Source organism: Streptomyces kronopolitis (genome assembly GCF_050953795.1).
GTDB classification, from domain to species: Bacteria; Actinomycetota; Actinomycetes; order Streptomycetales; family Streptomycetaceae; genus Streptomyces; species Streptomyces kronopolitis_A.
On sequence record NZ_CP191850.1, the window covers coordinates 5,283,116 to 5,305,754 of the forward strand.

Sequence of the window (22,639 nt, forward strand, 5' to 3'; positions counted from 1 at the left end):
CAGCGCAGGTGGCGCCAGAAGTACGAGTCATCGCTGAACGCTATGAACTGCGGACCAGGATCAGTACCGGGGGGATGGGACAGGTCTGGCTCGGCTACGACCCGATCCTGAACCGGGACGTGGCGGTCAAACTCATCCGCCGGGACCTGACCACGCCGGGCCCGGACGCGGAAGAGCTGGCCGAGCGCTTCAAGCGGGAAGCCCGGGTCACAGCCAAGTTCGACCACCCAGGGGTGCCCGCGGTCCATGACGCGGTGCTCGACCGGGCGGCGGACGGCGTCTACATGGTGATGCAACTGGTGCGTGGCGCGCTGCTCACCGACATCCTCGCCAGGCCCGGTATGTTGCCGGTCACCTGGGCGGTCTCCGTCGCCGCGCAGGTCTGCTCGGTGCTCTCGTACGCGCACGCCGTGCCCGTCGTCCACCGCGACCTGAAGCCGGACAACATCATGGTCGCCGGGGACGGCACCGTGAAGGTTCTCGACTTCGGAGTCGCCGCGGTGCTCGGAACCGATGTCACGAAGCTGACGTCCACCGGGCACATCATTGGTACCCGCCGCTACATGTCGCCCGAGCAGATCCAGGCGGCCGCGGTCAGCCCCCGCAGTGATCTCTATGCGCTGGGCTGCATCCTCCATGAACTGCTCGCCGGGAAGCCGCCGTTCACGGCCGAGGCGGAGTTCCAGCTGATGGAGGACCACATGTACCGGGCGCCGGCCCCGCTGTGCGGGCTGCGCGCCGAGGTGGACCCGGCGCTGGAGCGGCTGGTCCTGGATCTGCTGGCCAAGGTGCCCCATCAGCGGCCTGACTCAGCCCAGGATGTCTACGACCGTCTGGTGCCATTTCTCCCCGCACCCGACTCCGAGCGGACCACCGAGCAGCGGGGGCGGGGAGCCACTGACCCCACGGGCCCTTACCGCCGTCCGCTCGCGCCCCGCCCCCGCCCGGCCGAGAAGGCCGTGTACACGCCGACCGCTGTGGACTCGCCACTGAGGCCGGCTGCCCCTGCCGTACCGGATGAGGAACTGCAACAGGCCCGTGGTCACGCAGCGGCGCTTGTCGAGGAGGAGCGGTTCTCCCAGGCATCCGGAATGCTGGAGGACGTCCTGGCCCGCGCTGCTGCGGTGCGTAGCGCTTCCGAACCCCTGATGCTCGGCCTCCGTCTTGTCCACGCGCTCGCGCTCTTCTGTGACGATGACTACGGACGAGCACTGCCGGAGTACGAGGCACTCGTTGAAGTAGTGGAGGCCGCAGGTCCTGCCCGTGGCGAGGATGCCCTTTACTGCCGCAGGCAGGCCGCCTTCTGCCGGATGGAGCTCGGCGACAGCGAAGGTGCGCTGGCCGAGTTCGAGGCCGTACTGGGACAGATGAGGCAGGGGCTGCCGGACAACGACATGGACGTCCTTGAGGTACGCAGGCATGTCGGTCTGCTGCTTCAGGCGGTCGACCGCTTGCGGGAGGCGGTGGAGGTATTGATGCCGCTGTATCGGGACCTGATGACTGCGTACGGACCGGACGCACCGGAGACCGCTCAGGTGCGGGATGCGCTCGTACGCATCCGACTGCGTACCTCACGCACTACCGGATCCGGCCGGGCCGCCACGCACAGGAACTAACCGAAGGAGCTTCCTCCATGGCACAGCTGGCTCTGTCGGTTCGGTTTCTCGACGAGTTCGGGAAGCTCGACTCCAAGGCACGGTCCGGAGCTGTGAAGACGGCGCTGAAGTTCCAGCAGCTCACTCTCAAACAACTCTGGGCGGACGCCGGACTGGATTTCAAGCAGCCCAAGGGGGCAAGAGGCAAGCATATTTACACCTGTCGTATCGACAGGTTCTACCGCGGAGTCGTACTCGCACCCGGCACGGGCGAAGACTTCTTGCTGCTGCGTGTGATGGCGCACGACGACGCCTACACCTGGGCTGCCAAGCAGGTGCCGAGCGTAAACGCGGTGACACATGGACTGGAGATTCGTGACGTCGTCACGGTGGAGCAGCTGGTGCCGGCATGGGAGGCGGAGGCGTCCGCCGCCGCGCTGGAACCTCTCTTCGCCCGTCACACGGACGGGGATCTCCGTGGCCTCGGCATCGAGGATGATGTGCTGCGCGCTGCCCGCTCTTTGACCTCTAAGGAACAACTCGAGGCGTTCGCTCCGCTAATGCCGGAGGACCAGTGGCAGGTGCTGCAGTTCCTTTCCGAGGGACTCAGCGTACAGACGGTATGGGGTGAACTAGTCGCCACCCGTACACGGAACGGCATGCTGGCTGTGGACCGTACGGATCTGGCAGGTGCGATGCGTAACACTCCTTCGCGCATTGCCCTGGTGACTGGCCCGCAGGAACTGTCCGAGATCCTCGACAAGCCGTTCGCCGCGTGGAGGATCTTCCTGCACCCGTCTCAGCGGTATATCGCGTACAGGCCCAGCTACTCAGGGCCTGCTCAGGTGACCGGCGGACCGGGCACAGGAAAGACGGTGGTGGCGCTCCATCGGGTCAAGCACCTCTTGGGGCATCTGCGGGCTGGCGAACGCATCTTGCTCACCACATACACCGGGACGCTTACTTCGGCCCTTCGTGAAGGGCTGGATCTGCTGGTCGAGGACGAGAAGCTGCGCGGCCGGGTGGATGTTTTGACAGTCAACGCCCGCGCACGAGAGATCGTCGAACCACATGACGATGCCCGGTGTGTGTACCTGGACGGGGCGCAGGAGCTTTCTCTCTGGGGAGAGATCGTAGAGCAGCTGGGCCTGCGGTGGAGCGCCCAGTTCCTTGTTCAGGAGTACAAGCACGTCATCTTGGCGCAGGGCCTGCGCTCTCTCGATGCCTACCAAGAGGCATCCAGAAGCGGTAGAGGTTCCCGACTCGCCTTCACTGGGCGGCACGAGGTCTGGCAGGCGGTGGAGGCGTTCCAGGCCGCGCTCGATAAGCGCTCCGCACGTACGCATCTTGGGGTGTGTGACGAAGCGGCGTTGCGGGTCACGACATCCGGAGTACCGCTCTACCGACACGTTGTCGTCGACGAGGCACAGGACCTCCACCCCGCTCAGTGGAGGCTGCTGCGTGCCTTGGTTCTCGCTCGCCCTGACGACCTATTCATTGCCGGTGACCCACATCAGCGCATCTACGACACGAAGGTGTCTCTGAAATCATTGGGCATCCCTGTGACCGGCCGTTCCACCCGGATGCGCAAGAACTATCGCAGTACGCAGGAAATTCTCACCTGGGCGGTTGCTTTGCTGGACGGCCGGCGCGTGGAACAACTGGAGAACGGCAGCGCGGACACGCTGGCAGGTTTCCAGTCCTCGCTCCACGGAGACCGCCCGACCGTGCGTGCCATGGATGACCAGGACGCAGAACTGTCCGAGTTGGTGGTGCGTATTCGGGAGTGGGCTGACGGTGGCGTCGAGTTGTCCGACATCGCGGTGGCTGCCCGGTTCAACAAGATTGTGCGCAGCGTGGTCCAGCGATTGCGGGACGAGCGAATCCCCGTGGTCCGGCTACGGCAAGACCGAGGCACTGACGCTGAGGGCGTCAGGGTTGGAACGATGCATTCCCTCAAAGGGCTCGAGTTCCGGTGCGTGGCAGTTGTTGGGGTCCGGGAAGGGGTGCTTCCGTACATAGGGGCCATCACGCCTATGGAACTCGACCCCATTCAGCACCACACGGATCTGACAGCCGAGCGCTGCCTGCTCTTCGTCGCGTGCACGCGCGCACGCGACCGATTGCACGTTTCGTGGAGTGGTCAAGCGAGTCGCTTTCTCGCTGAAGTAGATGCGGGCAGGAGAGTGCCGTCTGCTTCGCACTGAGGGCCAGGAGCTACCTCGTTCTGTGAGCGTGCGATAGAGGAGTGGGGAGCCTTGTTCGGAGAAGAGGCTCCGCATAGATGAGGTGAAGGGGCCCGCGTTGCCGGTCGGCGGTGGAGCAGTGCAGCTCTTCGTCGGTCAGGGCTGGCGGCTGAAGCACCGTTTACATCCAGTAACCTCGAAGGTCGGGTGGGTCTGATGCAGGTTTGGGTGACAGCTTCGGTCACGCGGCCTTGAGGCCCGGTGTGGTCATCACGGTTTCGAATTCGATGGGGGTCAGTCGGCCGAGTGCGGCTTGTCTGCGGCGTCGGTGATAGGTCCGCTCGATCCAGGTCACGATCGCAATCCGGAGTTCCTCGCGGGTGGTCCAGGTCCGGCGGTCGAGGACGTTCTTCTGCAGCAGGCTGAAGAAGGACTCCATGGCCGCGTTGTCGCCGGCCGCCCCAACTTTCCCTATCGAGCCGGCCATCCGGTGGCGGTCGAGTGCCCGGACGAATTTCCGGGAGCGGAACTGCGATCCGCGATCGCTGTGCAGGATGCATCCGTCGACCTGTTCGCGCCGGGCGACGGCGTTGTCCAGGGCGGTCACGGCCAGGCGGGACTTCATCCGTGCATCGATGGAGTAGCCCACGATCCTGTTGCTGAAAACGTCCTTGATCGCGCAGAAGTACAACTTGCCTTCGCCGGTGGCGTGTTCGGTGATGTCGGCGAGCCACAGCCGGTTCGGCCCGTCCGCGGTGAAGTCGCGGCGGACCAGGTCGTCGTGCACCGGCGGTCCGGCCTTCTTGACTCTCCCGCGCTTCTTGCCGAACACGCTCCACCAGCGGTTGTCCCGGCAGATCCGCCACGCGGTGCGGCCCGCCATCCGGGCCCCGACACCACGGGCTTCATCGGCCAGGAAGCGGTAGCCGAATTCCGGGTCGTCGCGGTGGGCGTCGAACAGCGCGTTCGCGCGATACGACTCCTCCAGCACGGTGACGGTCACCGGCTTGTCGAGCCAGCGGTAGTAAGGCTGTCTGGCGAGCTTCAGGACCCGGCACGTGACCGCGACGGGCGTCCCGTCCGCGGCCAGCTCTTTCACGAGCGGGTAGATCCTTTTCCCGGTAGATGGGCCTGCGACAGATAGGCCGCTGCCCGGCGCAGGACCTCGTTCTCCTGCTCCAGCAGCTTGATCCGCCGCCGAGCCTCCCGCAGCTCCGCGCTGTCCTGGCTGGCCACTCCAGGCTTGATCCCGTCATCGATGTCCGCCCGGCGCATCCACTTCCACAACGTCATCGGATGGACCCCGAAGTCGGTGGCCACCTGCTCCACTGTCACGCCCGGGCCGCGGTTCCTCGCGACCCGCACGACATCCTGGCGGAACTCTTCCGGATAAGGCTTGGGCACAACGACATCCTTCCCACCCGCCCCACAGGGCAAGCCAGTTCAGATGTCACCCGATCGTGCAGCAGACCCAACCATCTCGTGCCGAGCCTTGGTCGTAAGCCCCTGGCTGGGCTGGCGCGCCGGGACTTTGAGAAGTTCGTCAAGGACATCTACCGAGGCGGTGCAGGTCTGGCTGCATCGACAGTGAACGACCGCATGGTGATGGTGGCCGCCATCATTGAGGCGGCCGTTGTCGACAAGCGCATCACGGAGAACCCTGCCCGAGGTATCCGGATCTCCCACAGGGACGCGCTGGCGGTGGACGAGGACGAAGTTCCGACGTCAGCCGAGGTGGATCAGATAGCTGCGCATATCGCGCCACAGTTTCGCCGCACCGTCTACCTTCAGTCCGGCACAGGCCAGCGCCCCAGCAAAGCCCTGGCCTTCTCCACCGAGTGCCGGCGGCCTGACTACGTCAGGGTTCGATGGCAGGTCAGTGCCAAGGCGCGCCGTGAGGACTGCCAGATACCCTTCGTGCCACTCAAGCATCGACTGGAGAATGAGTGCGGAGACGTCCCGACCGCCCTGTTCGTTGAGCAGGAGATCGACGCGTACCTCCTGAAGCGGAAGCCGGTGCCCGTCGTCTTCACTGGGCAGAAGGGGAAACGGCTTCGGCTCGAGACCTTCTTTGCTCCACGTCAACCTGGCGCTGGCGTGATGCCATCCATTGCTTCCTACGGCTACCGGTTCAAGAAGGAATGCCTCTCGGCTGGCCTGGTCGATCTGGACGGCCCGAGTACACGCCCCGTAGCCTTCGGTACTTCTTCGCATCCACGGCCCTCGCCAACGGTGTGCCGATCCACGAGGTCTCGCGCTGGCTGGGGCACCGTTCGGTTAAGACGACGGTCGACATCTACGGGCATCTGTTGCCCAGCGCCTGGGATCGCTGCCGGGAAGTTCTGCAGCGCGCCATGCGGCCTGTATCCCCAGACGCGACGTCCCAGTCGGCGGAGGAGGCGAGCTCGAGCGGCAGCGCCCGAGCTGCGTAGGCGTACGAGGGGCGCCTGTCCTGCATGGTGCTGGTATTGAACGCCCGTGCTGGGATGGTGCTGGGATGACCCCTATAAAACTCGCGTTTTCGCAGGTGGGAGCCCTGCACTGCAGATTCCGGTTCAACGTCTGACCGTGCCGGCGGAGTTGCGGGACGAGGCAAACCCGCACTGAAAGGGCCGGGCTCTCAGGAGCCCGGCCCTTTGTCGTATCCGCGCCGACCCTGCGCCGCTGCGGATGTCTCTCCGAATGCCCGTCAGGAAGGCGCCCCCGACAAGACCTCGACCTTCCCCGTGTCCAGGGAGTAGTAGGCGCCGACGACGGCGAGGGTGCCCTTTTTGACGAGGGGGGCCAGGTCCTGGTTGGAGCGGAGGGCGGCGGCGGTCAGGGTGACCTGGTTGCGGGCCATGGTGTCGACGGGGTCGGCGGGGGTGCCTTGGCGGACGGTTTCGTCGTAGGCGGGGCGCAGGGCCCTGGCGATCGCCTCCAGGTTGCCGGGCAGCGGCTTGCCGTCCCGCAGGGAGTTGTACGAGGCCTCGACCGCGCCGCACCGCTGGTGGCCGAGGACGACGATGAGGGGTGTGCCGCTGGTCATGGGGCCGTACTCGACGGAACCGGTGACCACCGGGCCGATCGCCTCGCCGCCGGTGCGCATGACGTAGAGGTCGCCGAGACCGGTGTCGAAGAGGAGTTCCGGCGGGACCCGGGAGTCGATGCACGAGAGGACCGAGCCGAACGGCTGCTGCTTCTCGGCCACGAACTGGCGGCGGTTCGGGTCCCGGTCGGGGTGCTGGAGGTTGCCGCTCACCCAGCGCTGGTTTCCGGCCATGAGGCGTGCGAAGGCCGCGGCGGGGGTGGTCGGCGGGGCTTGCGGGGACGCCGCCCGCCCCTGGGGCGAGGCGTCGGCCGGCAAGGGGGCGGTGCGCTTCGACGAGCAGCCCGTAAGGGCGGCCGTGGCGACGAGAAGGCCCCCGGCGAGCATGGCCCTGCGGTCCGGGTGTCCGGCTCCGTCCATCGTTCGTTCCCCTCGGTCGGCTGAGACGGGTGCGTAGCTCCTGGTCAGGGCGATTGTTCAGCGTGGCGGGGGGACTCGGCGGGAGGCGCACACGGACGCGGCCCGCTGTGCCACCGACGGCCCACAGAACCGGCCCGGTCGGCGGCAGGGTGGCCCCGGGGAGGGCGCACCCGGGGCGGGCGGGAGGCTCAGCGGGGGAAGACCTGGAAGAGCGTGGCGGGGTGGCCCCGGTAGCGTTCGCCGCCGTTGCGCAGCATCTGCTCGATGAAGGTGCGGGCGTAGGCGCGCGGGTCCTGGTCGGCGCCGCGCAGGCCCTCGATGTACGTGGCGTGGGCCGCCAGGGAGGCGACCGCGCGTTCGATGCCGGGGCCGACCTCGGCGGCGTGGGTGGGGTGCGGGGAGCCCGCCACGGCCACCCAGCGGACGCCGTTCCAGGGCGCCAGGCCCTTGGCGGCGGTCAGGTCGCGGAAGATCCAGCGGTTGCCGGCGTCGCCCGCCGCGTCGAGGACCGCGCGGCCGACCACCCGGTGGTCGGGGGTGTTCCAGCGGCCGCCGCCCCAGGTGTCGTGGTGGTTGAGGGTCACCAGGAGTTCGGGCCGGTGGCGGCGGATGGCCGCGGACAGGTCACGGCGCAGCGTCCGGCCGGGTTCGATGACGCCGTCGTGGTGGTGGTCGAGGAACTCGACGGTGTGGACACCGACGAGTGCCGCGCCGGCCCGCTGCTCCTCCTCGCGGACCGTGGCGCACTCGGCCGGCGCGAGCCCGTCGATACCGGCCTCACCGCGGGTGACCAGGAGGTAGCTGACCTCGCGCCCCGCGGCGGTCCATTCGGCGATGGCGGCCGCGGCGCCGAATTCGAGGTCGTCGGGGTGGGCGACGACGGCGAGTGCGCGCTGCCAGTCCTTGGGCATGGGGGAGAGGTGTTCGGCGGGCATCGGGTCCCTTCCTTCCCGTCCGGGTGGCGCCGCCCGTACGGGGCGTGCCGGATTCTCCGTACGCCGTTGTGGCCGGCGTTCTCCGGTCGCGTCCCGGGTGCGCGGGTGGCCCCGCTTCGATCGTGACACGCCTGGGAGGCGGCTACCGGGTGGGTGGCGAGAGGGGGAGGGGTGGCGCGGGGTGGGCCGGGCGGCGGCACCGGCCCCCGATCTCGGGTTTTACACAGGCTGAGCTGGGATTCATCACATCAGGCGAATATCTGGCCCAAGCTTGCGGTCGACGACAGGCGGTTGCCACGCTGTTGCTGACTGTCAAGCTGTTGGGAGGGGCATGTGCCTTTCGGTGAGCAGCCCGCGTACCTCCGCGTGGCCGGCGACCTGCGCCAGAAAATCGTCGACGGCCTCCTGCCGCCGCACACCCGTCTCCCTTCCCAGGCGCGGATCCGCGAGGAGTACGGCGTCTCGGACACCGTCGCGCTGGAGGCCCGGAAGGTCCTGATGGCCGAGGGGCTGGTCGAGGGCCGCTCGGGGTCGGGCACCTATGTGCGTGAGCAGCCCGTGCCGCGCCGTATCGCCCGCGTCGGCTTCCACTCGTCGGGCGGCTGCACGCCGTTCCGGCAGGAGCAGACCGACGAGCGGGTGCGGGGCACCTGGGAGTCCAGCAGCGAGCAGGAGGCGGCCGGTCCGGCCGTCGCGGGCCGGCTGCGGATCGAGCAGGGGGCCAAGGTGATGCGGACGCGCTATGTCTTCCGGGCCGAGGGGGAGCCGGCGATGCTCTCGACGTCCTGGGAGCCCCTGGAGGTGACCGGGCGGACGCCGGTGATGCTGCCGGAGGAGGGGCCGCTGGCGGGGCGCGGGGTGGTCGAGCGGATGGCGGCCATCGACGTCGTGGTGGACAACGTCGTCGAGGAGGTCGGCGCCCGGCCGGCGCTGGCGGAGGAGGCCATGACGCTGGGCGGGGTGCCGGGGCATGCGGTGCTGGTGGTGTCGCGGACGTATTTCGCGGGCGGCCGCCCGGTCGAGACGGCCGATGTCGTCACCCTCGCCGACCGGCACCGGGTCACCTATCACCTGCCCGTGAAGTAGCCGCGGGCACGCTCCCGTCCGCCTTGTGCGCGTGCGCGAGACGCCACGTCTGCGCCTGCGGTTCTCGGCCAGAGGACCGTTTTGGGCTGGTTTGTGCGCAAAATTTGGCCGAAACCTTGTGTTGGATAACTCACAGACCCTCAACTGGGCGGCTTTTTTTGGCAGCTGTGGGAAGCCGATGCCTCGATTCGCTCTTACGATGGCGAAGTTTGTGCACGGCACGGGGGAAGACCAGGAGACCAAGCACGTGAGCACGACGAAGAACCCGAGCGCGGAGCAGGGCTCGCACTCGAATTACCGTCGGTCCCTCGGGACCATCGCCCTGACCGCCACTGGTCTCGGGTCCATCATCGGCTCCGGCTGGCTCTTCGGAGCCGAACGGGCCGCCGCCATCGCCGGCCCGGCCGCGATCCTCGCCTGGGTCATCGGTGCGCTCGTCGCGCTCACCATCGCCCTCACGTACAGCGAGCTGGGCGCGATGTTCCCGAAGGCCGGCGGCATGGTCCGCTACGGCCAGTACTCCCACGGCTCGCTCGCCGGCTACCTCGCGGCCTGGGCGAACTGGATCGCGATCGTCTCGGTGATCCCGGGTGAGGCCACCGCCTCCGTCCAGTACATGAGCTCCTGGGACTTCGGCTGGACGCACGCGCTCTACGACGGCAAGGAGCTGACCGGCACCGGCGTCGGGCTGGCCAGCATCCTGCTGATCTTCTACTTCTTCCTCAACTGGTTCGCGATCTCGCTGTTCGCCAAGACCAACACCGCGATCACGGTCTTCAAGGTCGTCGTCCCGGCGCTGACCGCGACCGCGCTGATGATGGCGCACTTCGACACCGGCAACATCGTCCACCACGGCGGCTTCACGCCCAACGGCTGGAGCTCGGTCTTCACCGCCGTCGCCGTCTCGGGCATCGTCTGGGCCTACAACGGCTTCCAGTCCCCGCTGAACCTCGCCGGTGAGGCGCGCAACCCCGGCAAGTCGCTGCCGAAGGCCGTCATCTGGTCGATCCTGATCGCCCTGGTCATCTATGTCGCGCTGCAGGTCGCTTTCCTGATGGCGGTGCCCGGTGACAAGCTCACCGCCGGCGGCGGCTGGGCCTCCCTCGGCTTCAACTCGCCGCTCGCCGACCTCGCCGTGGCCTGGGGCCTGAACTGGCTGGCGCTGCTGCTGTACGCGGACGCCTTCGTCTCGCCGTCCGGTACCGGCATGATCTACGCGGCCACCACCTCGCGCATGATCCACGGTGTGCAGGAGAACGGCCACCTGCCCGGCATCTTCGGCAAGGTGGACAAGAAGACCGGTGTGCCGCGCCCGGCGCTGGTGCTCAACCTCGTGATCGCCTTCCTCTTCCTCGCGGTCTTCCGCGGCTGGGGCTCGCTGGCCGAGATCGTCTCGGTGGCCACGGTCATCTCGTACATCACCGGGCCGGTCGCGGTGATGTCGCTGCGCCGGATCTCGCCGGACCTCACGCGCCCGGTCAAGCTGCGCGCGATGCCGATCATCGCCCCGATCGCCATGGTCTTCGGTTCGCTGGTCCTCTACTGGGGCCGCTGGCCGCTCACCGGCAAGGTCATCCTGATCATGGCCGTCGGACTGCCGGTCTGGGCCTGGTACGAGATCGGCAAGCCGCTGACCCAGGGCCGCAAGCCGTGGGCCGAGCTGCGCCCGCACCTCAAGGCCGGTGCCTGGATGGTGGCGTACCTGCTGGTCATGGCCGCGGTGTCGTACCTGGGCGGCAAGGAGTTCGGCGGCAAGGGCTATCTGCCGCAGGGCTGGGACATCGTCCTGGTCGCCGCGATCGGGCTGGCCTTCTACTACTGGGGCGTGCGCAGCTCCTGGCGCAACCCCTCGCTGCTCACGGTCGAGGCCGAGCTCGCCGAGGAGGCGGCCGCCGCCAAGGAGGCCACCGAGGCCGAGGGCGCCAAGGCGTCCGTCGGGTCCTGAGCCCCGCGCCCTCCGCCCGACAGCTGTCCGCCCGCCCGAGCGCATCGGGCCACCAGCCGGCCACCCGCAGGCCGTCTCCGGTACACCGGAGGCCCGCGGGTGGCCGGTTCGGTATCTCTTTGTGAAAAGCCATATCCGCTGAGTGAAGGTCGGGCGTAGGCTCGGGCATATGCGGATTGCGATGTCGGCATCAGCGGACCAGGGGCGCACAAGGGGGCGCCACACGGCGGACGGAGGGGCGCAATGACCGACGGTGGAGCGGTGCTCCCCTGGCTCGTCATCCGCCAGGACGAAGGCGGCAACCGCTATCGCGTGGGCCGCTATGCCACCCGAGCGGAGGCGGAGCGGGTGGCCGACCGGCTTGGCACACGCGGCCACCAGCAGCTTTACGTGGTCGAGAAGGCCGATCGCGCGGCGACCTGAGAGGCCACGGGCGGCAAGCGGGACGTGGGCGGGGGACGTAGGCTGCCGCGCATGACGACCGTGCGCGTAGTGGTGGGCGGAGCGGTGTGCGAGCGCGGGCGGCTGCTGGCCGCCCGGCGCAGCGCGCCGCCCGCGCTGGCCGGCCGCTGGGAGCTGCCCGGCGGCAAGGTGGAGGACGATGAGACCCCCGAGCGGGCGCTGGAGCGCGAGCTGCGCGAGGAGCTGGGCGTCGAGGCCGCGGTCGTGGACCGGATCCCGGGGGAGTGGGTGCTGCGGCCCGGCTATGTCCTGCAGGTGTGGACGGCCCGGCTGGTGTCCGGCGTGCCACAGCCCCTGGAGGACCACGACGAGCTGCGCTGGCTGCGGCCCGGCGAGGAGGACCAGGTCGACTGGCTCGACCAGGACCGGCCCGCGGTCGCCGAGGTGATGCGCAGACTGGCGACGAAGAACGGGGTGCCGCCGGCCGCCCAGGCGCGGCCGTAGGACCCCGCCGGCGGCCCGTGGCCGCCCGGCGCCGCCCGTCCGGGCCCGCCGCGCACACCCGCGGACCCAGGGCCGCTCCCGCCCCCGTGGCCGCCCGCCCCGGCGTCCCGGCCCACCGCGCCGATATGTTTCATTTGCGGCACAGTGCGCCACCCCGGGCGATACTTCGCGCGGGATATCGGGTATGTCCTGAATGACCCCTTCCATCCGTGGAATGTGACAGGGGGAGTCATCGGGCTGGGATGTGATCGGCGTGAGCGACAGCGCAGCGGCAGAGGTCCCGGAGCCGGTCTCCGGCAATGCCCGCAGGCGCGGCAAGGCCACGGGTTCCCCCACCGCCGAATGGAGCTTCCCCGCCGATCCCGGTGCCGTGCGCACCGCCCGCGCCGTGGTCCGCCGGGTGCTGGACGACTGGGGATTGAACGGCGCGGCCGACATGGCCGTACTACTCGTGAGCGAGCTCGTCACCAACTCCCTGCGCCATGCGAGCGGGCCGATCGGGGTCCGCATGGTGCTGCTGAGTACCGGCGGGCTGCTCGTCGAGGTCTCCGATCCGCTGCCCGATCCGCCGCGGGAGCGTGACGCCGCGCCCGACGACGAGGGGGGCCGTGGATTGCAGCTGGTCGCGTGCAGTTCGCGGCGCTGGGGGACCCGGCGGGGAAAGAGTGGCAAGACTGTGTGGTTCGAGCTGTCGGTGGCTGGTTAGGAGACAGATGAAGTCCTGATCGTTGCCATTTCATCGACATCCTGTCGATGGCCTGCGATCGAGACTGTGCTGTGATCGTGAAGACCGTGTTCCGGATTGCCGAGGTGCTGGATACTCAGGCGGGTCCGGTCCGGGCACGATGAGCTGGAGGGGACGGGGCTCGTGAGCGAGATGTCATCTGGCGGGGCAGAACCCGCACAGAGCGAGGGTCAGGGTGGTGTGGACTGCCCGGGGGACCCAGGCGGCCGCCCGCGCGCGGACGAGCCGGCGGGCGCGCCCGTGTGGCAGAGCAGCCGGCCCGGATCGATCTATGACTACATCCGCGTGGCCTCCTTCTCGCTCGGTCCCGACGGCCGGATCGACCAGTGGAGCGAGCGGGCCGCGCAGATGCTCGGCATCCCCGCCCGCTACGCCCTCGGCAAGGACCCCGTAGAGGCCTTCGTGCCCAGTGAGTTGCGCGACACCGGCCACCGCAAGGTGTCCGAGATACTCGACGGCCGGGAGTGGACCGGCCTGGTGCCCTACCGCAGGGAAGCGGACGGCGCGACCGACGGGCTCGCCGAGATCTATGTGATGCCCTCGCGCAACGAGGACGGTGAGCGCGCCGCGGTCTGCCTCGTCGTCGACGTCCGGGCGCTGCGCGGCATCGAGACCGATCTCGCCGCCTCGCAGGCCGTTTTCGGTCAATCTCCCATGGGCTTCACCCTGTTCGGCACGGACCTGAAGCTGCTGCGGGTCAACGAACGCTTCGCCACCGTCTTCGGCGGCCCGGCCAGCAAGTACCGCGGCTGCGGCCCGCACGACTTCCTGCCGCGCAGCGAGGCCGAGCGGATGACCGCCGCCCTGCGCCGCGTCCTGGACACCGGCGAGCCGGTCGCCGAGATGCAACTGATCGGCCTGCCCGGCGGCGAGGGCGACCGGCGCCGCTGGTCGGTGTCGCTCTACCGGCTGCACGGCGCCAGCGGCCGGCCGATCGGCGTCGCGGCGCTCGCCGCCGACGTGACCGGCCGGCGCCGGGCCGAGCGGGAGGCCGCCAACGCCCGCCGCAACCTCGCGCTGCTCAACGAGGCCGGCGCCCGGATAGGCAACTCCCTCGATCTGGAGACCACCGCCCGCACCCTCCTGGACGTCGCCGTCCCGCAGTTCTGCGACCTGGCCTCGGTGGACCTCTACCAGGGGCTGCTCGCCGGTGACGAGGCCCCGCCCGGCATGAGCGACGGCAGCGCGGAGCTGCGCCGGGTCGCCTTCGCCAGCGCCGTCTCGGACGCCCCGCTCGCCACCGCCCCCGCCGTCCCCGGCGGCCCCCCGGGCCCGGTCGCGGTCGGCGCCGTCCATCGCTACCCCTTCAACTCCCCGTGCGCGGGCGCCCTGCGCACCGGCAACGCGCAGATCATCCCGGGCCGGGAGAGCGACGACGGCGGGCCGGAGTTCGGCGCGGTGGTGCAGTCCACCCTCGCCGTCCCGATGGTCGCCCGGGACACCGTCGTCGGGCTGGTGCAGTTCTCCCGCACCAAGGGCAGCGAGCCGTTCGGCGAGCGGGACACCGCCCTCGCCGTGGAGCTGGCCGCGCGCGCCGCCGTCTGCATCGACAACGCCCGCCTCTACCGCCGTGAGCACGAGCGGGCGCTGATATTGCAGCGCAGCCTGCTGCCGCCCGGCGACCCCGAGGCGGCCGGCCTGGACATCGCCTGCCGCTATCTGCCCGGCACCACCGCGACCGAGGTCGGCGGCGACTGGTTCGACGTCATCGAACTCCCCGGCCACCGCACCGCGCTGGTGGTCGGCGACGTGATGGGCCGCGGACTGCGCGCCGCGGTCGCCATGGGGGAACTGCGCACCGCCGTACGGACCCTGGCGCTGCTGGACCTGGAGCCCGCCGAGGTGCTCTCGGCGCTGGACGAGATCGCCCGCGGGCTCGGCGGCGACGGCGAGGGCCGGTCCACCGCCCGCGGCGCCCGCGGCCGGTCCGGGGCCCCGGAGGGCGCCGAGCCGGGGCGCTCGGCGCGGACCGCCGATCTGTCCGAGGTCTACCTCGCCACCTGCGTCTACGCCGTCTACGACCCGATCACCCGGCGCTGTACGTTCGCCAACGCCGGGCATCTGCCGCCGGTGCTGGTCGAGGACGGCGAGGACGCGCTGCTGCTCGACGTGCCCCCGGGGATGCCGCTCGGCGTGGGCGGCGAGCCGTTCGAGGAGATCGAGGTCGAGCTGCCGGACGGCGCGCTGCTGGCGCTCTACACCGACGGCCTGGTGGAGTCCCGCGACCATCCGCTGGACGAGGGGCTGCAGGCCTTCCGCCGGGCCCTGTCGGGCGCCGACCGCCCGCTGGAGGACGCCTGCGACCAGGTGCTGAGCGCGATGGACACCTCGCACGGCGAGGACGACATCGCGCTGCTGATGGCGCGGGTGCGCGGGCTGCCCAAGGACGCGGTGGGCGACTGGAACCTGGCGCCGGAGCCGCGCTCGGTGGCCCGCGCCCGTGAGCTGGCCCGCGACCAGCTCACGGACTGGGGCCTGCAGGGCCTGGTCGACACCACCGAGCTGCTGGTCAGCGAGCTGGTGACCAACGCGCTGCGGCACGGCCACGGCGAGATCCGGCTGCGGCTGCTGCTGGACCGCACCCTGGTCTGCGAGGTCTGGGACGCCGATCTCGCCCAGCCGCGCCGGCGCCGGGCCCGGGACACCGACGAGGGCGGCCGCGGGCTGCAGCTGGTCGGTCTGCTCAGCGAGGGCTGGGGCAGCCGGCGCACCCCGCGCGGCAAGACGGTGTGGTTCGAACTCGCCCTGCCCGACGGGGAGTCGCCCGCGGTGGACCCGGCGGAAGCGCTGCTGAGCCTGTTCTGAGGAGCCGGGGCGGGACCGGGGTCCCGCCCCGCCCGCTCACTCGCCGCGGCGCCGGATCTTGTTCCCGAGCCACACCAGCGGGTCGTACTTGCGGTCCGCGGCGCGCTCCTTGAGGGGGATCAGCGCATTGTCGGTGATCTTGATGTGCTCGGGGCAGACCTCGGTGCAGCACTTGGTGATGTTGCAGTAGCCCAGCCCGTGCTCGTCCTGCGCGGTGGCCTTGCGGTCGAGGCCGGAGGCCGGCGCCGCGTCCAGCGGATGCATGTCGAGCTCGGCGATGCGCATCAGGAAGCGCGGACCGGCGAACGCGGTCTTGTTCTCCTCGTGGTCACGCACCACGTGGCAGGTGTCCTGGCACAGGAAGCACTCGATGCACTTGCGGAACTCCTGGGAGCGTCCCACGTCCTCCTGCTGCATGCGGTACTCGCCGGGGGCCAGCTCCGCGGGCGGGACGAACGCCGGGATCTCCCGGGCCTTGGTGTAGTTGAAGGACACGTCCGTGACCAGGTCGCGGACGACCGGGAAGGCCCGCATCGGCGTGATGGTGACCGTCTCCGTGCGGTCGAAGACCGACATCCGCGTCATGCACATCAGCCGCGGCCGGCCGTTGATCTCCGCGCTGCACGAACCGCACTTGCCCGCCTTGCAGTTCCAGCGCACCGCGAGGTCGGGGGCCTGGGTCGCCTGGAGGCGGTGGACGATGTCGAGCACCACCTCGCCGTCGTGCACCTCGACCGTGAAGTCCGCCAGGTCGCCGGCGTGCTCATCGCCCCGCCACACCCTGAAGTGCGCCTGGTAGACGCCCGACTTCTGCTCTTCCTGCGACACGCTCACCGGCTCAGCTCCTCGTCCGTCAGATACTTCGCCAGCTCGTCCTTCTCGAACAACTCCAGCAGATCGCGGCGGATCGGCGGGGTCTCGCGCCGGGAGAGCCGGATCTGGCCCAGCGCCGGGTCCGCGGCGCGCGCCTCACCTTGCGGGTGGGCGACCTCGCAGACCAGATTGATGTTGCGCCAGCCCCGGTCCATCGCCGGGTGGTCGTCGCGGGTGTGCCCGCCGCGGCTCTCCTCGCGCTCCAGCGCCGCCCGGGCCACGCACTCGCTGACCAGCAGCATGTTCCGCAGGTCGAGGGAGAGGTGCCAGCCCGGGTTGTACTGCCGGTGGCCCTCCACGCCGGCCCGGCGGGCCCGCACCCGCAGATCGGCCAGCCGCTTGAGCGCCTCGAACATCTCGCTCTCCTTGCGGATGATGCCGACCAGGTCGTTCATCGCCTGCTGGAGTTCCTGGTGCAGGGTGTACGGGTTCTCCGCCGGGCCCGTCTCACGGCCGTCCTCCCCGCGCCCCCCGTCGGCGTCCTGCCCGCCCTCGGCGCTGAAGGGGCGCAGCGCCTCCGCCTCCGCCGCGTCGATCTGGAGCGGGTCGATCTCCGGCCGCCGGCCGAGGGAGGCCGCGTACTCGGCCGCGTGCAGCCCCGCGCGGCGGCCGAAGACCAGCAGGTCGGACAGCGAGTTGCCGCCCAGGCGGTTGGAGCCGTGCATGCCGCCGGCCACCTCACCGGCCGCGAACAGCCCCGGGACGCCGGTCGCCGCCGCGGTGTCCGGGTCGACCTCCACCCCGCCCATCACGTAGTGGCAGGTCGGGCCGACCTCCATCGGTTCGGCCGTGATGTCCACATCCGCCAGCTCCTTGAACTGGTGGTGCATCGAGGGCAGCCGGCGCTCGATGACCTCGGCCGGCATCCGGGTGGAGACGTCCAGGTAGACGCCGCCGTGCGGGGAGCCGCGGCCCGCCTTGACCTCGGCGTTGATGGCGCGGGCGACCTCGTCGCGGGGGAGGAGTTCGGGTGGGCGGCGGTGGCGTTCGGGATCCTCGTACCAGCCGTCGCCCTCCTCCTCGGTCTCCGCGTACTTCTCCTTGAAGACGTCCGGGACGTAGTCGAACATGAAGCGCTTGCCGTCGCTGTTGCGCAGCACCCCGCCGTCGCCGCGGACCGACTCGGTGACGAGGATGCCCTTGACCGACGGCGGCCAGACCATGCCGGTGGGGTGGAACTGCACGAACTCCATGTTGATCAGCGGCGCCCCGGCCAGCAGCGCCAGCGCGTGGCCGTCACCGGTGTACTCCCAGGAGTTCGAGGTCACCTTGAACGACTTGCCGATGCCGCCGGTGGCCAGCACCACCGCCGGGGCCTCCAGTACGAAGAAGCGGCCGGACTCCCGCTCGTAGCAGAACGCGCCGGCGACCTGGCCGGAGCCCGCGCCCGGACCGGCCGGCTCCTTGAGGATCCGGGTGACCGTGCATTCCTGAAAGACCTTCAGCCGGGCGTCGTACGCGCCCAGTTCCCGCTCGTCCTCCTGCTGGAGCGCCACGATCTTCTGCTGGAGGGTACGGATCAGCTCCAGCCCCGTACGGTCGCCGACGTGCGCCAGCCGCGGGTACTCGTGGCCGCCGAAGTTCCGCTGGGAGATGCGGCCGTCCGCGGTGCGGTCGAAGAGCGCGCCCCAGGTCTCCAGCTCCCAGACCCGGTCCGGGGCCTCCCGGGCGTGGAGTTCGGCCATCCGCCAGTGGTTGAGGAACTTGCCGCCGCGCATGGTGTCCCGGAAGTGAACCTGCCAGTTGTCGTGCGCGTTGGCGTTTCCCATGCTGGCCGCGATGCCGCCCTCGGCCATCACCGTATGGGCCTTGCCGAAAAGGGACTTGCAGATCACGGCCGTGCGCATGCCGGCCTCGCGGGCCTCGATGGCGGCGCGCAGTCCGGCGCCGCCCGCGCCCACCACGACCACGTCCCATGCCTGCCGGTCCACATGCGCCATCGCGGGGCACACCTTTCCGTAGAAGAAGTGTCAAAGGAGTTGCTGTTGCGGGAGGGGAAGAAGGGGCCTGCCGTCAGAAGAAGCGCGGATCGGTGATCGCGCCGCTGGCCAGCAGGAAGACGTAGAAGTCCGCGACGGCCACGCTGATCAGCGAGGACCACGCCAGCAGCATGTGCCGCGCGTTGAGCTTGCCGATCCAGCCCCACAGCCGGTAGCGCACCGGGTGCTTGGAGAAGTGCCGCAGCCGGCCGCCGACGATGTGCCGACAGGAGTGGCAGGAGAGGGTGTACGCCCAGATCAGCACGATGTTGGCGAGGAAGATCAGGGTGCCCAGGCCCATGTGGCCCCAGGCGTAGTTCTCGTCGCGGAAGGTCAGTGCCGTGTCGTAGGTCAGCACGCAGGCGACCAGCACCGCGAAGTAGAAGAAGTAGCGGTGGATGTTCTGCAGGATCAGCGGGAAGCGGGTCTCACCGGTGTACTTCGTGTGCGGCTCGGCGACCGCGCAGGCCGGCGGCGACGCCCAGAAGCCGCGGTAGTAGGCCTTGCGGTAGTAGTAGCAGGTCAGCCGGAAGCCCAGCGGGAAGATCAGGATGAGCAGCGCGGGGGACAGGCCCCACCAGCTGCCGAACAGCTCCCAGTTGGGGCCGCCGCGCATGGTGTGGCAGTTCTCCGCCAGGCACGGCGAGTAGAACGGCGAGACATAGGGCGCGTGGTAGTAGTCGGCGTTCGCGAACGCCCGCCAGGTCGAGTAGACGATGAACGCGAGCAGCCCGGCGGCGGTGCAGGCCGGGGCCAGCCACCAGCGGTCGGTGCGCAGATGGCGGGCGGGGATGGCGGCGCGCGAGGCGGAGTGCACGCCGGTCGCGTCGGTGTGCGAGGAGGGTTCGGTGCCAGTGGCCAACGTCGGTCTCCGTGAAGGGCGCTCCGTCCGGGCGGCGGATCGAGGCGCGCGGCCGGGCGGGGCGGGACGGGATGAGGGGCGGACGGTGGGGCTCGTGCCACGGCTCAGGGCGCGTGGCCGTTCCTGGAGCCCAGGCCCTCGTCCTCCGCGTCGGTCCACAGTGCGGAGTTGTAGGGGGCGTCGGAGATCGTCACCATCTCGACGGTGGCCGCGCCCTGGCGCCGGGGCCCGCCGGCCGCCGCGCTCAGCTTGAGCAGGCCGAGACTCTCGCGCAGATGGTCCGTGTCGCTGCGGACCCGGCGGATGTCCAGGCCGGCGCCGAGTTGCGCCTCCAGTTTCCCCACCGACCGGGCGAGATGGTCCAGGCTGCGTTCAACCGCCGTCAGATCATCCTTAAGGGACATATGACGTGCCCTCACTTCTGAAGGTGTGGTGGGCGATCTCATGCGCCCGAGAGTGTCGCGCGTCACAGTAGGGGTTGGGAAGGGGGTGCGCGTGATTACGACTCGAACCGGTGCGTTTCGGCAACGGCGCGCCCCGGCACCCCTCGAACGCCGATACGAGCCCGGGCGCGCCGCGCGCTGCTGAGGTCCGCCGCGCGGTGCCCCCGTGACCCCGCCGGGGCCCGGGATGTTGGGCCGGGCGGGTGGCCTTGGGGCGGTGGCCGTCGTGTCGGGCGGCCGGTCCGGGCGCGGTCGCCTTCAGTGGGGGTGCCATAGATGTGATGAGCCGCAAACTCGGCCGAACGTGGTGCGCCGGTCAGGCCCAGGCGGTGCTCGGCGCGGCGCGGGTGAGCCCGGAGGTAACCGTCATGACCGACCACGACCACCCCCTCTCAGGCCGCCGCGCGGCGGACCGCAGACGCCGTTGCGCCGCGCTCATCGCGGCGGGGGCGCTGCTCCCGCTGCCGGCCCTGACCGGATGCAGCAGCGATGAACGGGAGGCGTCGGTCTCGGCGTCCCAGGACATCGCCCCGGCGCCGCGCGGCGAGCTGAAGGACGGCGGCACCCTGCGCTGGGCCATCGACGCGATGCCCGGCACCCTCAACGCCTTCCAGTCCGACGCCGACGCGACCACCGCCCGGATCGCCGGCGCGGTGCTGCCCAGCATGTTCACCCTCGACGCGAACGGCCGGCCGCAGCGCAACGCCGACTATCTCGACGCCGCGGACGTCAGCGCCCGCGACCCCAAGCAGGTCGTCACGTACAAGATCAACCCCAAGGCGCGGTGGAGCGACGGATCGGCGATCACCGCCGCCGACTTCGTCGCCCAGTGGAACGCGCTGCGCGGCAAGAACAACGCGTTCTGGACCGCCCGCAACGCCGGCTACGACCGGATCGGCAAGGTCGAACAGGGCGCGGACTCCCGCGAGGTGAAGGTCACCTTCGCCCGGCCCTACGCCGACTGGCGGTCGCTGTTCACCCCGCTCTACCCCAAGAGCGTGATGGGCAACGCCGACGCCTTCAACGAGGGCGCACGCGAGCAACTCAAGGTCGGCGCGGGCCCGTTCCGCGTCCAGCAGCGGGACACCGCGGAGGGGCGCGTCGTCCTCGTCCGCAACCCGAAGTGGTGGGGCGACCGGGCCCGGCTCAAGAAGATCGTGCTGGAGTCGCTGCCCGGGGACAAGCGGGCAGCGGCGCTGGCCGACGGGAGCGTCGACGTCGCCGCGGTCGACCAGATCGCCGCGAAGCGGGTCGCCTCCGCCCGGCGCGCACCGTCCCACAAGCCCGGCGACGGCAACGCGGGACCGCAGGGCGACGGGGCCAGGGCCGACGCCAAGGCCGTCGCCGCGCAGAACACGGTGCTGCGCGGCTACACCGTCCGCAAGGCGCTGGAGCCCGCCTACACCCAGCTCGCCCTCAACGGCAGCAGCGGCCCGCTGGCCGATGACCGGGTGCGCCGGGCGGTGGCCCGCGCCCTCGACCGGCAGGTGCTCGCCGACACCGTCCTCAAGCCGCTCGACCTGCCCTCCCGGCCGCTCGGCAGCCATCTGCTGATGGCCGGGCAGAGCGGCTACGAGGACCACAGCGACGCCCTCGGCGGCCAGGACACCGGAGCCGCCAAGGCGCTGCTCGCGGACGCCGGCTGGAAGAGCGACGGCAGCGACCGGCAGCAGGCCGGCCAGAACGCGGGCGCACCCGCGCCCGGCTCCGAGGACCGCTACGACGGCGACCCCTACGGGGACGAGTCCGTGGGGGACGGGGCCGACGACCGGAGCGGATACGACGACGGTGCCGACGACCGCAACCCGGCACGCTCCCACCGCGGCCACACGGCCGTCCTGGGCGAGCACGGCGCGGACGCCCGGCCCGCCGCCGCCGAGGCCCCGCTCTCCTTCACCGGCGCGGTCGGCTCGGAGGTCCAGCAGTCCGCCCTGCTGCGGCAGAGCGCCTCGTTCTACAAGCAGGCGGCCGCCGGGGAGAAGGCGGCGGCGGGCGGCGACACCGAGTCGTCGGCGTACGCCAAGTACCGGCGCTACAAGAAGCGCGCGGCGCGGGCACTGGGCGCCGCCGAGATGATCGAGACCGGTCAGGCCCCGCACCTGCCGGGCTCCGGCGGGCACCCCGGTGCCCGGCACGCCGCGGCCGAGCGGTCCGCCGCCGCGCCGCAGCCGGCCGGTGAGCGGGCGGGCCACGTCGCCGCCGTCAAGAAGAACGGCAGGCCGCTGACCCTGCGCTTCGTGGTGCCCGACGGCGCCGCCTCCGCGCAGCTGCGGACCGTCGGCCGGCGGATCTCCGAGATGCTCGCCAAGATCGGCGTGCTGACCTCCGTCCAGCGGGTCTCCGACGCCAGCTACTTCCAGGACCACATCGCCTCCGGCGACTACGACCTGGCGCTGTACTCCTGGCCCGGCACCGCCTACCCGGCGACCGACGCCCGCCCGATCTACGCCAAGCCGCAGCCCGCGCCCGACGGCTCGCTGACCGTCGAGCAGAACTACACCCGGGTCGGCACCGACCACATCGACCAGCTCTTCGACCAGGCCTCCTCCGAGCTGGACGAGAGCTCGGCGCGCACCCTGGTCGCGCAGGCCGACGCCCGGATCTGGGCGGCCGCCGGGTCGATTCCGCTCTACCAGCGGCCCGAGCTGGTGGCTACGAAGAAGACGCTCGCCAACGTCGGCGCCTTCGGCTTCGCCACCCCCCGTTTCCAGGACATCGGCTACACGAGGTAAGGGCCCCAGGAGACCTCGCCGGAACCTCTCCGGAGCCCCAAAAGGGAAGGAAAACGCAGGCCAGGGATGGTATGGACGGGCTGCGGCGGCCGGTGCCGC

At 70.3% G+C, this 22,639-nt stretch carries 17 protein-coding genes; 9 read left to right on the forward strand and 8 right to left on the reverse strand.

Annotated features, from left to right (window positions below):
- Nucleotides 1–8: 8 nt before the first annotated feature.
- Together ACQP17_RS23495 and ACQP17_RS23500 are read left to right on the forward strand one after the other, a co-directional pair.
- Complete coding sequence (locus ACQP17_RS23495; RefSeq protein ID WP_433858060.1) at nt 9–1,616, forward strand: protein kinase domain-containing protein; 1,608 nt, start codon at nt 9–11, stop codon at nt 1,614–1,616.
- Nucleotides 1,617–1,633: 17 nt separating this feature from the next.
- On the forward strand, nt 1,634–3,802 hold the full coding sequence (locus tag ACQP17_RS23500; RefSeq protein WP_433858061.1) for a 3'-5' exonuclease: 2,169 nt from the start codon (nt 1,634–1,636) through the stop codon (nt 3,800–3,802).
- A gap of 220 nt (nt 3,803–4,022) precedes the next feature.
- Here ACQP17_RS23500 and ACQP17_RS23505 read toward each other — a convergent pair.
- From ACQP17_RS23505 to ACQP17_RS23520, 4 genes are all read right to left on the reverse strand, one after another.
- A protein-coding gene (locus tag ACQP17_RS23505; RefSeq protein ID WP_433858062.1) for an IS3 family transposase occupies nt 4,023–5,185 on the reverse strand; the annotation gives its coding sequence in 2 pieces (ribosomal slippage) (nt 4,023–4,898 and nt 4,901–5,185; 1,161 coding nt in all).
- Nucleotides 5,186–5,506: 321 nt separating this feature from the next.
- Nucleotides 5,507–5,995 carry a hypothetical protein gene (locus tag ACQP17_RS23510; protein ID WP_433858063.1) on the reverse strand — a complete coding sequence of 163 codons (489 nt, stop codon included), beginning with the start codon at nt 5,993–5,995 and terminating at the stop codon, nt 5,507–5,509.
- A 475-nt stretch (nt 5,996–6,470) separates the two neighbouring features.
- Nucleotides 6,471–7,229 (reverse strand): carbonic anhydrase, encoded by a 759-nt coding sequence (locus ACQP17_RS23515; protein ID WP_433858064.1) that lies wholly within the window; start codon nt 7,227–7,229, stop codon nt 6,471–6,473.
- A gap of 188 nt (nt 7,230–7,417) precedes the next feature.
- Complete coding sequence (locus tag ACQP17_RS23520) at nt 7,418–8,164, reverse strand: PIG-L deacetylase family protein (protein WP_433858065.1); 747 nt, start codon at nt 8,162–8,164, stop codon at nt 7,418–7,420.
- A 333-nt stretch (nt 8,165–8,497) separates the two neighbouring features.
- Between ACQP17_RS23520 and ACQP17_RS23525 the strand changes: the two genes are divergently transcribed.
- The 6 genes from ACQP17_RS23525 to ACQP17_RS23550 all read left to right on the forward strand — a co-directional run bounded on the left by ACQP17_RS23525 (nt 8,498) and on the right by ACQP17_RS23550 (nt 15,651).
- On the forward strand, nt 8,498–9,250 hold the full coding sequence (locus ACQP17_RS23525) for a GntR family transcriptional regulator (protein WP_189097327.1): 753 nt from the start codon (nt 8,498–8,500) through the stop codon (nt 9,248–9,250).
- A 199-nt stretch (nt 9,251–9,449) separates the two neighbouring features.
- Nucleotides 9,450–11,195 (forward strand): APC family permease, encoded by a 1,746-nt coding sequence (locus ACQP17_RS23530; protein WP_433858066.1) that lies wholly within the window; start codon nt 9,450–9,452, stop codon nt 11,193–11,195.
- Between the two features lie 243 nt (nt 11,196–11,438).
- The gene (locus ACQP17_RS23535) at nt 11,439–11,618 is read left to right on the forward strand and encodes an SPOR domain-containing protein (protein ID WP_189097328.1); all 180 of its coding nucleotides are present in this window, start codon (nt 11,439–11,441) and stop codon (nt 11,616–11,618) included.
- A gap of 51 nt (nt 11,619–11,669) precedes the next feature.
- Nucleotides 11,670–12,101 carry a (deoxy)nucleoside triphosphate pyrophosphohydrolase gene (locus ACQP17_RS23540; RefSeq protein ID WP_364875073.1) on the forward strand — a complete coding sequence of 144 codons (432 nt, stop codon included), beginning with the start codon at nt 11,670–11,672 and terminating at the stop codon, nt 12,099–12,101.
- A gap of 244 nt (nt 12,102–12,345) precedes the next feature.
- Entirely contained in the window at nt 12,346–12,807 is a 462-nt protein-coding gene (locus ACQP17_RS23545; protein ID WP_433858067.1) for an ATP-binding protein, read from the forward strand.
- A 279-nt stretch (nt 12,808–13,086) separates the two neighbouring features.
- Nucleotides 13,087–15,651, forward strand: coding sequence for a SpoIIE family protein phosphatase (locus ACQP17_RS23550; RefSeq protein ID WP_433858068.1), 2,565 nt, complete (start codon nt 13,087–13,089; stop codon nt 15,649–15,651).
- A 36-nt stretch (nt 15,652–15,687) separates the two neighbouring features.
- Here ACQP17_RS23550 and ACQP17_RS23555 read toward each other — a convergent pair whose 3' ends face one another.
- The 4 genes from ACQP17_RS23555 to ACQP17_RS23570 all read right to left on the reverse strand — a co-directional run bounded on the left by ACQP17_RS23555 (nt 15,688) and on the right by ACQP17_RS23570 (nt 19,769).
- Entirely contained in the window at nt 15,688–16,485 is a 798-nt protein-coding gene (locus ACQP17_RS23555) for a succinate dehydrogenase/fumarate reductase iron-sulfur subunit (RefSeq protein ID WP_364875079.1), read from the reverse strand.
- Nucleotides 16,482–18,464 (reverse strand): fumarate reductase/succinate dehydrogenase flavoprotein subunit, encoded by a 1,983-nt coding sequence (locus ACQP17_RS23560; protein WP_433858069.1) that lies wholly within the window; start codon nt 18,462–18,464, stop codon nt 16,482–16,484. Before ACQP17_RS23560 ends, ACQP17_RS23555 begins: the two co-directional genes overlap by 4 nt.
- Before the next feature lie 73 nt (nt 18,465–18,537).
- Nucleotides 18,538–19,365: a hypothetical protein gene (locus ACQP17_RS23565; RefSeq protein ID WP_433858070.1), complete on the reverse strand. Its 828-nt coding sequence runs from the start codon at nt 19,363–19,365 to the stop codon at nt 18,538–18,540.
- A 104-nt stretch (nt 19,366–19,469) separates the two neighbouring features.
- The gene (locus ACQP17_RS23570) at nt 19,470–19,769 is read right to left on the reverse strand and encodes a hypothetical protein (RefSeq protein ID WP_364875084.1); all 300 of its coding nucleotides are present in this window, start codon (nt 19,767–19,769) and stop codon (nt 19,470–19,472) included.
- A 407-nt stretch (nt 19,770–20,176) separates the two neighbouring features.
- Between ACQP17_RS23570 and ACQP17_RS23575 the strand changes: the two genes are divergently transcribed.
- The gene (locus tag ACQP17_RS23575) at nt 20,177–22,540 is read left to right on the forward strand and encodes an ABC transporter family substrate-binding protein (protein WP_433859990.1); all 2,364 of its coding nucleotides are present in this window, start codon (nt 20,177–20,179) and stop codon (nt 22,538–22,540) included.
- Nucleotides 22,541–22,639: the final 99 nt, after the last annotated feature.

Excerpts from the sequence above, each read along its gene's own strand:
- ACQP17_RS23575 (WP_433859990.1), top strand. The coding sequence starts at position 20,177 with ATGACCGACCACGACCACCCCCTCTCAGGCCGCCGCGCGGCGGACCGC.
- ACQP17_RS23520 (WP_433858065.1), bottom strand. The coding sequence starts at position 8,164 with ATGCCCGCCGAACACCTCTCCCCCATGCCCAAGGACTGGCAGCGCGCA.
- ACQP17_RS23530 (WP_433858066.1), top strand. The coding sequence starts at position 9,450 with ATGGCGAAGTTTGTGCACGGCACGGGGGAAGACCAGGAGACCAAGCAC.
- ACQP17_RS23560 (WP_433858069.1), bottom strand. The coding sequence starts at position 18,464 with ATGGCGCATGTGGACCGGCAGGCATGGGACGTGGTCGTGGTGGGCGCG.
- ACQP17_RS23510 (WP_433858063.1), bottom strand. The coding sequence starts at position 5,995 with ATGCGAAGAAGTACCGAAGGCTACGGGGCGTGTACTCGGGCCGTCCAG.
- ACQP17_RS23500 (WP_433858061.1), top strand. The coding sequence starts at position 1,634 with ATGGCACAGCTGGCTCTGTCGGTTCGGTTTCTCGACGAGTTCGGGAAG.
- ACQP17_RS23535 (WP_189097328.1), top strand. The coding sequence starts at position 11,439 with ATGACCGACGGTGGAGCGGTGCTCCCCTGGCTCGTCATCCGCCAGGAC.
- ACQP17_RS23570 (WP_364875084.1), bottom strand. The coding sequence starts at position 19,769 with ATGTCCCTTAAGGATGATCTGACGGCGGTTGAACGCAGCCTGGACCAT.
- ACQP17_RS23540 (WP_364875073.1), top strand. The coding sequence starts at position 11,670 with ATGACGACCGTGCGCGTAGTGGTGGGCGGAGCGGTGTGCGAGCGCGGG.
- ACQP17_RS23515 (WP_433858064.1), bottom strand. The coding sequence starts at position 7,229 with ATGGACGGAGCCGGACACCCGGACCGCAGGGCCATGCTCGCCGGGGGC.